Below are 15,130 nucleotides of genomic sequence, written 5' to 3'. Positions count from 1 at the left end.
GCGCAGACCCTGGCCCGCCTGGGCGAGCCCGGTGCCGACACCGGCCTGCGCGCCGCCACCGAGGCGCTGCAGGCCTGGGTGGCCGAGCACCGCCGCGACGCGCCCGCCTGGGACGCGCTGGCGGCCTCGGCACAGCCGCTGGGCCAGCAGGTGCGTGCCCTGGGCGCGCTGGCCGAGGCGCGCTGGGCGCGTGGCGATGTCACCGGCGCCGTCGACCGCTTCCGCGCCGCCCAGCAGGCGGCGCGCGGCACCGGCGCGCAGGGCTACCAGGACGCCGCCATCATCGAGTCGCGCCTGCGCGAAGCCGAGGCCGAGCGCCGCCGGCTGTGGATCGAGCAGCACGGCGAGCGCGTCCCCGATCCGGGCTGAGCCTCACTCGCGCTGGAACAGGCGCTCCACCGCGATGTCGATGATCACGCCGCACAGGCTGTAGATCACCGAGCCGATCAGCGCTGCCGCGAAGCCGGTCACCGCGAAGCCGTCCAGCAAGGACGCGGCCGACCAGAACATCAGCGCATTGATCACGAACAGGAACAGGCCCAGCGTGAGCAGCGTCACCGGCAGCGTCAGCAGCACCAGCAGCGGCCGCACCAGCGTGTTGAGCAGGCCCAGCACGCCGGCGGCGATCAGGGCGGCGCCGAAGCCGGCCACGCTGACGCCGGAATACAGGTGGGCCACCAGCAGCAGGGCGGCTGCCAGCAGCAGCCATCGGACGATGAGTTTCATGGAACGTCGTGCGGTGAAGCAAGCAGAGCGACGCTGTCGATTCTGAGGCCTGGACCGCATCCCAACATACCAGTGACGGTATAAGGCCCTGCCGGCCTGACGTGTCGAGGAGACAAAAAAGAGGCCGCGGGGCCTTTCCTGGGCTGTTTTACGAGGGAAAACAGCTTCTCAGCCGGGTATCCGCGCAGTACCATTGGCCCCGCTGCGGTGCCGTTGAGAACTTGGGTTCACGCGACCCTCGCCCGGTCCCGGCACATCAACAGTTCACTTGATGGAGAGAATCGACATGGCAACTGCGAAGAAGGCTCCGGCCAAGAAGGCCGCTCCGGCGAAAAAGGCCGCTCCGGCCAAGAAGGCGGCCCCCGCCAAGAAGGCCGCTCCGGCGAAGAAGGCCGCTCCGGCCAAGAAGGCGGCGCCGGCCAAGAAGGCCGCTCCCGCGAAGAAGGCCGCTCCGGCCAAGAAGCGCACGCCCAACGCCGCCTTCATGAAGGCGATGACCCCCAGCGCCCACCTGGCCGCCGTGATCGGCGACAAGGCCCTGCCGCGCACCGAAGTGACCAAGAAGGTCTGGGAGTACATCAAGAAGAACGGTCTGCAGGACAAGGTCCAGAAGACCATGATCAACGCCGACGCCAAGCTGAAGGAAATCTTCAAGAAGGCCCAGGTCTCGATGTTCGAGATGACCAAGCTGATCAACAGCCACCTGAGCTGATCGATGCCCGACGGCGGCCTGGCCGCCTGTCAGCACCCAGCCGGCCATGGGCCGGCTTTTTCATGCCCGGACGGTGCCGTGCTCAGGCGCCGTCGATCGCCCGGCCCACGGCGTCGAGCAGGTGGTTCAGGTCGATCGGCTTGGTCCAGTAGTCGTCAAAGCCGGCCGATCGCGCGGCCTGCACCTGCTCGCTCATCGCGTCGGCCGACAGCGCCACGCAGCGCAGCGTGCGCGTGCGTTCATCGGCGCGCAGGCGGCGCAGCACCTCCAGACCGTTGATGTCGGGCAGGTTCATGTCGATCAAGGCCAGATCGGGCTGCCAGGACTGGGCCAGCGCCAGGCCTTCCTCGCCGTCGCGTGCCACGCGCAGCGCCCACTCGGGCCGGGCCTTGAACACCTCCTGCATCAGCAGCACGTTCAGCGGCTCGTCCTCGATATACAGCACGCGCCGCGCCGGCTGGGCCTGCGCCAGCGGCGACGCCGCCCCTTCGGGCGCCGGCAGCTCGACGGTGAAGCAACTGCCCACGCCCGCCGTGCTGGTGGCATCGACCTGGCCGCGCATCGCGCCCACCAGCTCGCGCACCAGCACCAGGCCCAGGCCGCTGCCCGGCACGCGCCGCCGCTCGGCGCCCGCGCGCTGGAAGGGCTGGAACAGCTGCTGCAGCTCGGCCGGCTCCAGGCCCATGCCGGTGTCCTCCACCGTCAGGCGCACCCAGGCGCCCTGGCGGCTGGCCGCCAGGCGGACCCGGCCGCCGGCGCGGTTGTACTTGATCGCGTTGGACAGCAGGTGACCCAGGACCTGGCCGATCGCGGTCTCGTCGCCCTGCACCTGCAGCGCGGCATCGATGTCGACCTGCACCGACACCTGCGCCGTCTGGGCCATCTCGCGCAACGGCTGCGTGGCCCGCTCGGCCAGCGGCGCCAGCGCCAGTGGCACCGAGGCCAGCTGGCGCCCGCCCTGGCCCAGGCGCACCACCTCCAGCACGTCGTCGACCAGCTCCAGCAGGTGCTGGCCAGCGCGGCGCACGCCGTCCAGGCGCTGCGCCTGCGGTGGTGCCAGCGGATGCTGGGCGTCCATCGCCATCAGCTGGGTGAAGCCGAGGATGGCGTTGAGCGGCGTGCGCAGCTCATGGCTGACCCGCGACAAAAAGGCGCTGCGGCTGCGGTGCACCGCCTCCAGGGCCACGCGGTCGCGCCAGAGCTTGTCGCGCTCGACGCGGCCGGTGATGTCGCGCGCCGAGCCGCGGTAGCCCCGAAACCGCCCCTGCAGGTCGAACACCGGCTGCGCGCTGCGCGACACCAGCAGTCGCCCGCGCGGACAGTCCATGGCGCTGACCACGCGCGAGAAGGGCTGCCGACGCTCCAGTACCTGCAGCAGGTGGCCGCCCTGGGCCAGCTCCTGGCCGCCGCCATCGACCAGCGGCTCGGCGCGCATCGGGCGGCCCAGCAGCTCGGCCGGGTCGATGCCGGTGATGCGCAGCAGGTCGCCGTCCAGCCAGATCAGGCGGTCCTGCTCGTCGCTCTCCCAGGCCCAGTCGCCAGCGGCGCGCACCAGATCGACCAGGCGCTCGGCCTGGCTCTCAAGCAGGCGGTGGCGGTGCTGCAGGTCCAGCCACTGCGCGGCGGCATCGGCCAGGCACATCAGCGTGGCGCGCGCCTGCACCGGCAGCGGGCCGGGCTCGTGGTCGAGCACGCACAGCGTGCCCAGCGCATGGCCGTCCACCCGCAGCTGGGCGGCAGCGTAGTGGCGCAGGCCCTGGGCGGTGTCGACCAGTGGATGCTGGGCGAAGCGTGTGTCGGTGCGCAGGTCGGAGACCTCGAAAAAGTCGTCGCTGCGGATGGCCAGGCTGCAAAAGGCCAGGGCCTTGGGGGTGCTCAGCGTGTCCAGACCATCACGCGAGACATGGTGGGCGGCCTGGTCATCGACCAAACTGACCAGCGCCATGCGCCGACCGGTGGCGGCACGGGCGGCCTGCACCAGCGCATCCAGGGTGGAGACGGGTTGACCGTCCAGCAGGTCCAGCATGCGCAGCACCTTGAGCCGTTCGGATTCGGCGGCCGGTGTCCATGCCTGCGCGGGGTCAGACTGCATCTCCCTCTCCTGCCGGCGCTGCATGGCAGCCGGCCTTGTTGGCGTGTCGGCAGCGTGTTGGGCCGCCCGGTGGCGCGTGAGCATCCATCGTGTGGTGTGCCTCAGACGCCGAACTGGAGTATTTTGCAGAAAAACGGGAATCTTGTGTCTGCTTCTACGCTGCCAGACCGCGGCCGGGCCGACGACAATCAGCCCACGTCAAAACGCCGCACCATGTTGGGAGTGCCGACGTTGAACCACTACACCGAGAGCATCGAGCTGAGTGCCGAGTGGCTGCGCAAGGCCCTGCCCTTGATGTCGCGCCAGGCCGCCGCTTTGCACCCCGTCAGCTACGCGGTCTGGTACGGCTATGTGGCTCAGCGCGACCCGGCGCTGCGCGCGGCGGTCGATGAGGCCCTGGCCCGTGACGGCCGCCTGGACGAGGCCACCACGCTGGCGCTGTACCAGCGCTTCGTGGCCGGCTTCGACGCCGAGGCCGCGCGCCGCGTGGCCGACGGCATGCAACACCTGCTGGCCGGCATGGCCGACACCGCGCAGGCCGCTGGCGACTCCACCGCGCGCTACGGCGATTCGCTGGCGCGGCTCAGCCAGGCCCTGTCCACCGAATCCGACCGCGCTGGCGACGCCGTCAGCGCCGTCATGGCCGACACCCAGCAGATGCGCCAGGCCCTGCAGTCGCTGCAGGACCGCCTGGCGGCCAACCAGCGCGAGATCGACCAGCTGCGCGACGAGGTCCACCGCGCCCGCCGCGACGCCGTGGTGGACCCGCTGACCGGCCTGGCCAACCGCCGCGGCTTCGACGAGGCGCTGGACCAGTGCCTGTCGATTCCCGTCGACCCCGCGCCGGACATCTGGCTGCTGGCGCTGGACATCGACCACTTCAAGCAGGTCAACGACACCTGGGGCCACGGCTTTGGCGACCAGGTGCTGCGCGCCGTGGCGCAATTGGTGCGCGCGCTGGCGCCGCCCGAGGCCACGGTGGCCCGCATCGGCGGCGAGGAGTTCGCGGTGCTGCTGCCCGCCGCCACCCAGCCGCAGGCGCTGGCGCTGGCCGAGCAGGTGCGTCAGCGCGTCAGCGCCGCGCGCATCAAGCGCCACGACAGCGGCGAGACGCTGGCGCGCGTGACGCTGTCGGTGGGCCTGAGCCGCTGGCGCGCTGGTGAATCGGCGCAGGCGCTGGTGGAGCGCGCCGACCAGGCGCTCTACGCGTCCAAGCAGGGCGGGCGCGACCGCGTCACCGAGCTGCCTGGCGGCTGATCAGCCCTCGGCCAGCAGCGGCGCCAGGAAGCGCCCGGTGTGGCTGGCCGGCGTGGCGGCCACGGTCTCGGGCGTGCCCTCGGCCACCACCGTGCCGCCACCGGCGCCGCCCTCGGGGCCCATGTCGATCAGCCAGTCGGCGGTCTTGATCACGTCCAGGTTGTGCTCGATGACGACGATGGTGTTGCCGGCGTCGCGCAGCTGGTGCAGCACCTTCAGCAGCAGCTCGATGTCGGCAAAGTGCAGGCCGGTGGTGGGCTCGTCCAGGATGTAGAGCGTGCGGCCGGTGTCGCGCTTGCTCAGCTCCAGCGCCAGTTTGACCCGCTGCGCCTCGCCGCCGCTCAGCGTGGTGGCGCTCTGGCCCAGCGTGATGTAGCCCAGGCCCACGTCCAGCAGCGTCTGCAGCTTGCGGGCAATCGCCGGCACGGCGCTGAAGAAGCCGTGCGCCTCCTCCACCGTCATCGCCAGCACGCCAGCGATGTGGCGGCCCTTGTAGAGGATCTCCAGCGTCTCGCGGTTGTAACGCTGGCCGTGGCAGATGTCGCAGGGCACGTACACGTCGGGCAGGAAGTGCATCTCCACCTTGATCACGCCGTCGCCCTGGCAGGCCTCGCAGCGCCCGCCGCTGACATTGAAGCTGAAGCGCCCGGCGCCGTAGCCGCGCTCGCGCGCCGCCGGCACCTCGGCAAACAGTTCGCGGATCGGCGTGAACAGCCCGGTGTAGGTGGCCGGGTTGGAGCGCGGCGTGCGGCCGATCGGGCTCTGGTCGACGTTGATCACCTTGTCAAAGGCCTCCAGGCCCTCGATCGCGTCGTGCGCCTCGGGCTCGGCATGGCTGCCATAGAGCTTGCGCGCCACCGCCGCGTAGAGCGTGTCATTGACCAGCGTGCTCTTGCCCGAGCCCGACACGCCGGTGACGCAGGTCAGCAGGCCCACCGGGATCTCCACCGTCACGCCCTGGAGGTTGTTGCCGCGCGCGTTCACCACGCGCAGCGCCGGCACTGGCAGCTGCTCGTCGCGCGGCCGGCGCTGGCGCGGTGTGGCGATCTTCAGCACCCGGCCCAGGTAGCGGCCGGTGAGTGAGTCGGGGTGCGCGGCCAGCTGATCGGGCGTGCCGCTGGCGATGATGCGCCCGCCATGCACACCGGCGCCGGGGCCGATGTCCACGCACCAGTCGGCGGCGCGGATCATGTCCTCGTCGTGTTCCACCACCAGCACGCTGTTGCCCAGGTCGCGCAGGTGCTTGAGGGTGCCGATCAGGCGCTCGTTGTCGCGCTGGTGCAATCCGATGCTGGGCTCGTCCAGCACATACATCACGCCGGTCAGGCCCGAGCCGATCTGGCTGGCCAGGCGGATGCGCTGGGCCTCGCCGCCGCTGAGGGTGTCGGCGCTGCGGTCCAGGCTCAGGTAGTTCAGGCCCACGTCGTTGAGGAACTTCAGCCGCGAGCGGATCTCGCGCACCACCTTGTCGGCGATCTCGGCCTTGGCGCCCTCCAGGCGCAGCGCACCGAACCACTGCAGCGCCTCGGACAGCGTCAGGTGCTCGACCTCGTAGATCGGCCGGCCGCGCTCGGCGGCGCTGCCGGGCAGGAAGACATGCCGCGCCTCGCGCTTCAGGCGCGTGCCGCCGCAATGGGTGCAGGGCTTGGCGGCCTGGTAGCGCGCCAGGTCCTCGCGCACCGCGACCGAATCGGTCTCGCGGTAGCGGCGCTCGAAGTTCGGGATCACGCCCTCAAAGGGGTGCGAGCGCTTGACGCTGCGCGTCTTGCCGTTCTTGCCCTCGGCCTCGTAGGTGAAGCTGATCTCTTCCTCGCCCGAGCCGTACAGGATGACCTGGCGCAGCGCCTCGGGCAGGGCCTCGAAGGGCTGGTCGATGTCCGCCCGGTAATGCGCGGCCACGCTCTCCAGCAGCGAGAAGGTGTAGCCGTTGCGGCGGTCCCAGCCCTTGATCGCGCCCGAGCCCAGGCTCAGCGACGGAAACGCCACCACCCGCTCGGGGTCGAATACGGTCTGCACGCCCAGGCCGTCGCAGTGCGGGCAGGCGCCGGCCGGCGCGTTGAAGGAGAACAGCCGCGGCTCCAGCTCGGGCAACGAGTAGCTGCACACCGGGCAGCCGTATTTGGATGAAAACAGATGCTCCTGGCCGGAGTCCATTTCCAGCCCGATCGCCCGCCCATCGGCAATGCGCAGTGCGGCCTCGAAGCTCTCGGCCAGGCGCTGCTTCATGCCCTCGCCCGACTTCAGCCGGTCGATGACGACGTCGATGTCGTGCTTCTCGTTCTTCTTCAGCGCCGGCACATCCGCCGCGTCCAGCACCTGGCCATTCACCCGGAAGCGCACATAGCCCTGGGCCTGCATGTCCTGGAACAGCTCGACGAACTCGCCCTTGCGGTCGCGCACCACCGGCGCCAGCACCATCAGCCGGGTGCCCTCGGGCAGGGCCAGCACCGCGTCGACCATCTGGCTCACGCTCTGCGCCTGCAGCGCCAGGCCGTGGTCGGGGCAGAAGGGCGTGCCGGCGCGGGCGTAGAGCAGGCGCAGGTAGTCGTGGATCTCGGTCACCGTGCCCACGGTGGAGCGCGGGTTGTGGCTGGTGGCCTTCTGCTCGATGCTGATGGCGGGCGACAGGCCCTCGATCACGTCGACATCGGGCTTGTCCATCAGCTGCAGGAACTGCCGCGCGTAGGCCGACAGGCTCTCCACATAGCGGCGCTGGCCCTCGGCGTACAGGGTGTCGAAGGCCAGGCTGGACTTGCCCGAGCCCGACAGCCCGGTGATCACCACCAACGCGTGCTTGGGCAGGTCGAGGTCGACGTTCTTCAGGTTGTGGGTGCGGGCGCCGCGCACCGAGATCAGGGCGCGGGCAGGGGCGGGGGCGTGGTCGGGCATGGCAGCGGCGAAGGCAACCGGTCATGATAGTCCGCCCGCCCGCTGCGGTCACGGTGGACCGAGCGCGCGGCGGCTTGTCATCCGGAGCGCGGCGTGCCGCGTTGCATCCCCAAGGCAGCCTCGCAAGCGCTGTCAGACAGGACCCACAGATGCAAAAGTCAGCACACACTCACAAACCGGTTGCCCGGCCGCCGTTGGGGCGTTTTGATGCCGGCGCCGACAAAGGGCAAAAGTTCGAGCCCTTCTGGACCTCGGTGGGCCACAGCGACAGCCGCACCCGCGCCCGCACCCAAAAGGCCGACCAAAAGCGCTGACAAGCATCTCGGCGCAAGTGTGTAAACACTAACTCGATATCCCCCGATGGGGCTGTCCGACAGGACAGCAGGGCCTGCCGCCCAGGAGGCGCTGAGCCCGGCATACTGGCTGGATGAGCTCCGCCAACGTGATCCCGCTCAAGCACGCGCTGTTCAACCCGCAGGCGCAGGTCTGCGCCGATTGTGGTGTGCGGCGTTTCGCGCTGTTCGGCGTGCTGGACCATGCGGCCCTGGACAACATCCACGTCCACATCGCCGACATCAAGCTGCAGCCCGGCCAGAGCCTGTACGCCGCCCAGGCCGTGGGCAGCGCCGCCTACACCGTGCGCGAGGGCATCGTGCGCCTGGAGCGCACCAGCGAGCGCGGCGAGCGCCGCATCCTGCGCCTGGCCGGCCGCTCCGACATGCTGGGCCTGGAGGCCATGCTGGGCCAGACCTACGCCGCCGATGCCGTGGCCTGCACCGAGGTCAGCGTCTGCCGCGTGCCGCGCACCCTGGTCGACGACCTCTCGCGCGACCGCCCCGAGATCCTGGTCGACCTGATGAAGCGCTGGCAGCGCGCACTGGACGATGCCGACGAGTGGCTCACCGAGCTGTGCTCGGGCCCGGCGCGCCACCGCATGCTGCGCCTGCTGCTCAAGCTCAGCGAATTCGCTGACGGCGGCCAGGTCTGGCTGCCGGCGCGCCTGGAGATGAGCGCCATGCTGGACATGACGATCGAGACCGCCAGCCGCCTGATCTCGCAACTCAAGCGTGAGGGCGTGCTCGACGCCCCCGACCAGCGCCACGCCGTGATTCACATGGACGCGCTGCTGAAGGCCCTGCGCGAGGACAGCGCGCTGTCCTGAGACCGTCACCGCCGCGGCGCACAATCGGCGCCATGGACCGTGCCGCCGACACCATCGAGAACCTCACCTTTGACGAGCTGCGCCTGGGCCAGCGGGCCCAGCTGGTGCGCACGCTGACCATGGCCGACATCCAGGCCTTTGCGCTGGTGTCGGGCGACCTCAACCCCGCCCACCTCGACCCCGAGTACGCCGAAGGCACGCGCTTTCATGGCGTGATCGCCCACGGCATGTGGGCCGGCGCACTGATCTCCAGCGTGCTGGGCACCGAGTTTCCCGGCCCGGGCACGATCTATGTCGCCCAGGACCTGCAATTCCACGGCCCGGTGCATGTGGGCGACACGCTGACCGTCACCGTCACCGTCACCGCCAAGCACGAGGCCACGCGCGGCGTGACCCTGGACTGCGAGGTGCGCAACCAGCGCGGCGAGCAGGTGGTGACCGGCCGCGCCGAGGTGCGCGCGCCCGTCCACAAGGTGGTGCGGCCGCGCCCGGCGCTGCCGCAACTGCACCTGTTCGACCCCGGCGCGCGCCTGCGCGAGTGGCTGAACTCGCTGGCCGGTGCCGCGGCCGTGCGCTGCGCGGTGGTCCACCCCTGCGACGAGCCCTCGCTGCGCGGTGCCTTGGACGCGGCCACCCAGGGCCTGATCACGCCGGTGCTGGTCGGGCCGGTGGTGCGCCTGCAGGCGCTGGCCAAGAGCCTGGGACTGGACCTGTCGGGCTGCCAGCTGGTGGACGTGCCGCACAGCCACGCCGCCGCCGCCCAGGCTGCGGCCCTGGCCGCCAGCGGCGAGGTGGCGATGCTGATGAAGGGCAGCCTGCACACCGACGAGCTGATGCAGGCCGTGCTGGCCGAGCCGCGGCTGCGCACCGGCCGGCGCATGTCGCATGTCTTTCGCTTCGACGTGCCGGCCTACCCCAAGCCGCTGCTGGTGACCGACGCGGCCATCAACATCGTGCCCACGCTGGAGGTCAAGGCCGACATCATCCGCAACGCCATCACGCTGGCGCAGGCGCTGGGCGTGGCGCGGCCGCGCGTGGCCATCCTGTCGGCGGTGGAGACGGTGACGCCGCGCATCGCCTCCACGCTGGACGCCGCCGCGCTGTGCAAGATGGCCGACCGCGGCCAGATCAGCGGCGCCGTGCTCGACGGCCCGCTGGCCTTTGACAACGCGATCTCGGCCGAGGCGGCGCGCATCAAGGGCATCGACTCGCCGGTCTCGGGTCAGGCCGACATCCTGATCGTGCCCGACCTGGAGGCCGGCAACATGCTGGCCAAGCAGCTGGAGTACCTGGCCGGCGCGTCCAGCTGCGGCGTGGTGCTGGGTGCGCGCGTGCCGATCGCGCTGACCAGCCGTGCCGACCCGCCCGATGCGCGCGTGGCCTCGGCCGCGCTGGCGGCGCTGCTGGCGCGCCAGGCGGCGCCGGAGGCTGCCGCGTGACCGACGCTGTGCTGGCCGTCAACGCCGGCTCCTCGTCGCTGAAGTTCGGCCTCTACCCGCGCCAGGGCGCAGCGCTGTGGACCGGCCAGATCGAGGGCCTGGAGGCCGCTGGCGACACCGCCTTCGACAACGCCCTGCAGCGCCTGCTGCACGACTGCACCCAGCGTGGCGCCCGCCTGGTGGCGGTGGCCCACCGCATCGTGCATGGCGGCGATGACTTCGTCGCCCCCTGCCGGCTGGATGCCGCAGCGCTCAGGCGCCTGCGCCGCCTGGAGCCGCTGGCGCCGCTGCACCAGCCGCACAACCTGGACGGCGTGGCGGCCTTCCTGCAGGCCCGGCCGCAGTTGCCACAGATCGGCTGCTTCGACACCGCCTTCCACGCCACGCTGCCGGCGCTCGAGCGCCTGCTGCCCATCGAGCGCACGCTGGCCGCCCAGGGCCTGCGCCGCTACGGCTTTCATGGCCTGTCCTACCACTACCTGGCGCAGACCCTGCCGCAGCACAGCGCGCGCGCCGGTGGCCGGGTGCTGCTGGCCCACCTGGGCAATGGCGCCAGCCTGTGCGCGCTGCAGGGCGGCCGCTCGGTGGCCACCACCATGGGCTTTTCGGCGCTCGAGGGCCTGATGATGGGCACCCGCAGCGGCAGCCTCGACCCCGGCGTGCTGCTGCACCTGCTGCGCCAGGGCTGGAGCGCCGACGCGCTGGAAGACCTGCTCTACCGCCGCAGCGGCCTCAAGGGCGTGTCGGGCCTGAGCGCCGACATGCGCACGCTGCGGGCCAGCGCCGAGCCCGCCGCTGCCCAGGCCATCGCGCTGTTCACCCACCGCGTGTTGCGCGAAGCCGGTGCACTCGCCGCCCTGTTGGGCGGGCTGGACGCGATCGCCTTCACCGGCGGCATCGGCGAACACGACGCGCGCCTGCGCGCCGATGTGCTGACCGGCCTGGCCCACCTGGGCGTGCGCCATGACGCCGCCGCCAACCACGCCGCCACCGGCGACGCCGTGCGCCCGCTGCACACCGCCGACAGCGCCGTCGAGGTGTGGGTGGTGCCCACCGACGAAGGCCGTGTGGCCGCGCAGTCGGCCTTTGACCTGCTGGAGCCCCGATGAAGACCCTGGAAGACAGCAACCCCGGCCGCCAGCCCCATGTGCGCGAGCTGATCAACGCCTCTCGCCGCCAGACCCTGCAAGCCGGCGCTGCGCTGCTGGCCGCCGCCTGGTCCGCACCGGGTCGGGCGGTCGACGCACCGCTGCTGGGCTTCAAGCCGGTGCCCATCTCGCGCGCCGACACCGTCACCGTGCCCGAGGGCTACACCACGCAGGTCATCGCGCCCTGGGGTGACCCGGTGGGCCTGGCCGGCGCGATGCCGGCCTTCCGCTGGGACGCCGGCAACAGCGCCGACGAGCAGGCCGCGCAACTGGGCATGCACCACGACGGCCTGCACTTCTTCAGCCTGGATGGCAGCCGCAGTGGCCTGCTGGTGATGAACCACGAGTACGTCGACCCCGACCTGCTGTTCCCCGACGGCCGCGCCGGCTGGAACGCCGAGAAGGGCCGCAAGTCGCAGGCCGCGCACGGCGTGTCGGTGATCGAGGTGCGCGAGCAGGGTGGGCGCTGGGAGGTGGTGCGGCCCTCGCGCCACGCCCGGCGCATCACCGCCAGCACGCCGATGGCGGTAGGCGGCCCGGCGGCGGGCCACCCGCTGCTGCGCACCGCCGCCGACCCGGCGGGCCAGCGCATCCTGGGCACGTTCAACAACTGCGCCAGCGGCATCACGCCCTGGGGCACCTACCTGACCTGCGAAGAAAACTTCATCGGCTACTTCCAGCCCCCGGCCGAACCCGACGCCCACCAGCGCCGCTGGGGCCTGCGCGCCGGCGAGCAGGCCTGGCTGCGCTGGCACCTGCATGACGAGCGCTTCGACGCCGGCCGCCACCCGAACGAGCCCAACCGCTTTGGCTGGGTGGTCGAGATCGACCCCTTCGATCCCGCCAGCACGCCCATCAAGCGCACCGCGCTGGGCCGCGCTGCCCACGAGGGCGCCACCACCGTGCTCACGCGCGACGGCCGCGCCGTGGTCTACATGGGCGAGGACGCCGCCAACGAATACCTCTACCGCTTCGTCAGCCGCGACAAGGTCCAGCCCGGCGGCGCCCGGGCCAATGCCACGCTGCTGGACCAGGGCACGCTCAGCGTGGCCCGCTTCGATGCCGACGGCCGTGGCCGCTGGCTGCCGCTGGTGCATGGCCAGGGGCCCCTCACCGCAGCCAACGGCTTCGCCGATCAAGGCGAGGTGCTGGTCAAGGCGCGCCAGGCCAGTGACCTGCTGGGCGCCACCCGCATGGACCGCCCCGAGTGGACCGCGGTGGATCGCCAGGGCTGGGCCTACTGCGCGCTGACCAACCACAGCCGCCGCGGAACGAGCGGCCAGCCGGGCGTGGACGCCGCCAACCCGCGCGCCAACAACACCATGGGCCAGATCATCCGCTGGAAGGAGGACGGCGACCACGACGGCGCCGTCTTCTCCTGGAACCACTTCGCGCTGGCCGGCGACCCGGCGGCCGAGCGCCCCGAGGCCCGCGGCACCATCCGCGGCGACGCCTTCGGCTGCCCCGACGGCCTGTGGGTGGATGGTCGCGGCGTGCTGTGGATCCAGACCGACATGAGCAGCAGCGTCATGGGCCGCGGCGAGCACGCCGGCCTGGGCAACAACGCGATGCTGGCCGCCGACCCCGCCACCGGCGAGGTGCGGCGCTTCCTGGTCGGCCCTGCGGGCTGCGAGATCACCGGCGCCACCGCCACGCCCGATGGCCGCACGATGTTCATCAACATCCAGCACCCCGGCGAAGGGCCCGGTGACCGCAACGACCCGGCCCAGCCGCGCCGCTACTCCAACTGGCCCGACCAGCGCCCCGACGGCCGGCCGCGCTCGGCCACCGTGGTGATCCGGCGCGCCGGCGGCGGCCTGATCGGCAGCTGATCTCGGTCAAGCAACCCAGTCGCCAGCGCGAACCGCGGCGGCCCGGCGCGCTCCAATCATGACCATGGACCAGCCCACCCTCTCGCCCGATCCCGACCAGGCCGCGCGCGACGCCGCCCAGGCCTTTGACAGCCGCTTCCACGCCGCGATGGCGCCGCTGTGGGGCGGCCTGTCGCCGATCTCGCTGGCGCTGGCCACTACCGACTGGGCGCTGCACCTGGCCACCCAGCCGGCCCAGGCCGCGCTGCTGGCTGCGCGCGCCCAGCAGGGCGTCTGGCAGTGGTGGGGCGACACACTGGGCCAGACGCCGCCCGACAGCCCCGACCCGCGCTTTCGCCACCCGGGCTGGCGCGCCTGGCCCTGGGCGCCGGTGGTCCAAGCCTGGCACGCCGCCGAGCGCTGGTGGGACCAGGCCACCGCGCTGCGCGGCATGAGCGCCCACCACCAGGAGATGGCGCGCTTCTTTGCCCGCCAATGGCTGGACATGCTCTCGCCGGCCAATGCCGGCTTGGCCAACCCCGAGGTGCTGCAGCGCACCGCCCAGCGCCTGGGCGGCAACCTGCTGGACGGCGCCGCCCACGCGCTGGACGACTGGCGCGTCGCGCAGGGTCTGGCGCCGCTGCAGCCGCCGACGGCGCAGTACCGGCCCGGCATCGAGGTGGCCGTCACCCCTGGCCGGGTGGTGCACCGCAACCACCTGACCGAGCTGATCCAGTTCCTGCCGCTCACCGCCAGCGTGCAGGCCGAGCCGGTCTTCATCGTCCCGTCGTGGATCATGAAGTACTACATCCTCGACCTGTCGCCGCACAACTCCATGGTGCGCTGGCTCACCGAGCAGGGCCACACCGTCTACATCCTCAGCTGGCGCAATCCCGACGAGTCGGACGCGCTGCTGGATCTGCACGACTACCTGGAACAGGGTGTGCTGGACAACCTGGCCGCGATCGGCCGGCTGTGCGGCGGCCAGCCGGTGCATGCCGCCGGCTACTGCCTGGGCGGCACGCTGCTGTCCATCGCCGCGGCGGCACTGGCACGGCCTGGCGGCGTGGATGGCGGCGCCGCGCTGCCGCCGCTGGCCAGCGTGTCGCTGCTGGCCGCCGAGACCGACTTTGCCGAGCCTGGCGAGATGGGCGTGCTGATCGACGAATCGCAAGTGGCGCTGATCGAAGACATGATGGCCCAGCGCGGCTTCCTCAGCGGCCGCCAGATGGCCGGCAGCTTCGCCTACCTGCACTCGCGCGAGCTGATCTGGTCGCACCGCATGCGCGCGCTGTGGCTGGGCGAGCCCGACCAGCCCAATGACCTGATGGCCTGGAACGCCGACACCACCCGCATGCCCGCGGTGATGCACAGCGAGTACCTGCGCCGCTGCTACCTGCGCAACGAGCTGGCCGAGGGGCGTTTCCCGGTGCAGGGCCGGCCTGTGTCGCTGGGCGACATCCGCCAGCCAATCTTCGTGGTGGGCACCGAGCAGGACCATGTCTCGCCCTGGAAGTCGGTCTACAAGATCCACCGCCTGACCGATGGCGAGCTGAGCTTTGTGCTGACCAACGCCGGCCACAACGCCGGCATCGTCAGCGAGCCGGGCCATCCGCGGCGGCGCCATGCGCTGCGCCTGCGCCGCCCGGGCGACGCCTGGGTCGACCCCGAGCACTGGGCCGACGGCGCCGAGCGCCGCGAGGGCTCGTGGTGGCCCACCTGGCACGCCTGGCTGACGGCGCACGGCAGCGGCCACCGCGTCAAGGCACGCACACCGCCGGCCCAGGCTGTGCTGGCCGACGCACCGGGCACCTACGTGCACCAGTGCCACGCCGATTGAGCGGCCAAGGCGCGCATTTTCGGCCTTACGGCGGGCCGGCGGGGCTTTCACAAT

The 15,130-nt window shown here is 71.6% G+C and carries 10 protein-coding genes and 1 pseudogene; 8 read left to right on the top strand and 3 right to left on the bottom strand.

Going from position 1 to position 15,130, the window contains the following annotated elements; genetic code table 11:
- Positions 1-369, top strand: a pseudogene (locus KAK06_RS16750) (M48 family metalloprotease); the annotation flags it as partial.
- A gap of 3 nt (positions 370-372) precedes the next feature.
- Here KAK06_RS16750 and KAK06_RS16745 read toward each other — a convergent pair.
- A complete protein-coding gene (locus KAK06_RS16745) occupies positions 373-726 on the bottom strand; it encodes a phage holin family protein (RefSeq protein ID WP_210803280.1) in 354 nt (117 codons plus the stop codon).
- Positions 727-1,012: 286 nt separating this feature from the next.
- On the opposite strand from KAK06_RS16745, the gene KAK06_RS16740 reads away from it, so the two are divergent.
- On the top strand, positions 1,013-1,438 hold the full coding sequence (locus tag KAK06_RS16740; protein WP_210803279.1) for an SWIB/MDM2 domain-containing protein: 426 nt from the start codon (positions 1,013-1,015) through the stop codon (positions 1,436-1,438).
- Between the two features lie 82 nt (positions 1,439-1,520).
- Here KAK06_RS16740 and KAK06_RS16735 read toward each other — a convergent pair whose 3' ends face one another.
- A complete protein-coding gene (locus tag KAK06_RS16735; RefSeq protein ID WP_210803278.1) occupies positions 1,521-3,530 on the bottom strand; it encodes an ATP-binding protein in 2,010 nt (669 codons plus the stop codon).
- Positions 3,531-3,752: 222 nt separating this feature from the next.
- On the opposite strand from KAK06_RS16735, the gene KAK06_RS16730 reads away from it, so the two are divergent.
- A complete protein-coding gene (locus KAK06_RS16730; RefSeq protein WP_210803277.1) occupies positions 3,753-4,787 on the top strand; it encodes a GGDEF domain-containing protein in 1,035 nt (344 codons plus the stop codon).
- On the opposite strand, the gene uvrA is transcribed toward KAK06_RS16730, so the two are convergent.
- Complete coding sequence (gene uvrA, locus KAK06_RS16725) at positions 4,788-7,676, bottom strand: excinuclease ABC subunit UvrA (RefSeq protein WP_210803276.1); 2,889 nt, start codon at positions 7,674-7,676, stop codon at positions 4,788-4,790.
- Between the two features lie 427 nt (positions 7,677-8,103).
- On the opposite strand from uvrA, the gene KAK06_RS16720 reads away from it, so the two are divergent.
- The 5 genes from KAK06_RS16720 to KAK06_RS16700 all read left to right on the top strand — a co-directional run bounded on the left by KAK06_RS16720 (position 8,104) and on the right by KAK06_RS16700 (position 15,076).
- Positions 8,104-8,838: a Crp/Fnr family transcriptional regulator gene (locus KAK06_RS16720; RefSeq protein ID WP_210803275.1), complete on the top strand. Its 735-nt coding sequence runs from the start codon at positions 8,104-8,106 to the stop codon at positions 8,836-8,838.
- 32 nt (positions 8,839-8,870) lie between these two features.
- Positions 8,871-10,277 carry a bifunctional enoyl-CoA hydratase/phosphate acetyltransferase gene (locus KAK06_RS16715; RefSeq protein WP_210803274.1) on the top strand — a complete coding sequence of 469 codons (1,407 nt, stop codon included), beginning with the start codon at positions 8,871-8,873 and terminating at the stop codon, positions 10,275-10,277.
- The gene (locus tag KAK06_RS16710; protein WP_210803273.1) at positions 10,274-11,386 is read left to right on the top strand and encodes an acetate/propionate family kinase; all 1,113 of its coding nucleotides are present in this window, start codon (positions 10,274-10,276) and stop codon (positions 11,384-11,386) included. The genes KAK06_RS16715 and KAK06_RS16710 overlap by 4 nt, the downstream gene beginning before the upstream one ends.
- On the top strand, positions 11,383-13,257 hold the full coding sequence (locus KAK06_RS16705) for a PhoX family protein (RefSeq protein WP_210803272.1): 1,875 nt from the start codon (positions 11,383-11,385) through the stop codon (positions 13,255-13,257). The genes KAK06_RS16710 and KAK06_RS16705 overlap by 4 nt, the downstream gene beginning before the upstream one ends.
- A gap of 64 nt (positions 13,258-13,321) precedes the next feature.
- Positions 13,322-15,076, top strand: coding sequence for a PHA/PHB synthase family protein (locus tag KAK06_RS16700; protein WP_247652927.1), 1,755 nt, complete (start codon positions 13,322-13,324; stop codon positions 15,074-15,076).
- The last annotated feature ends 54 nt before the right edge of the window (positions 15,077-15,130 follow it).

The sequence above is a fragment of the Ideonella aquatica genome, from assembly GCF_018069755.1.
In the GTDB taxonomy this organism is placed as follows: domain Bacteria; phylum Pseudomonadota; class Gammaproteobacteria; order Burkholderiales; family Burkholderiaceae_C; genus Ideonella; species Ideonella aquatica.
This window is presented reverse-complemented; position numbering and strand designations above follow the sequence as displayed.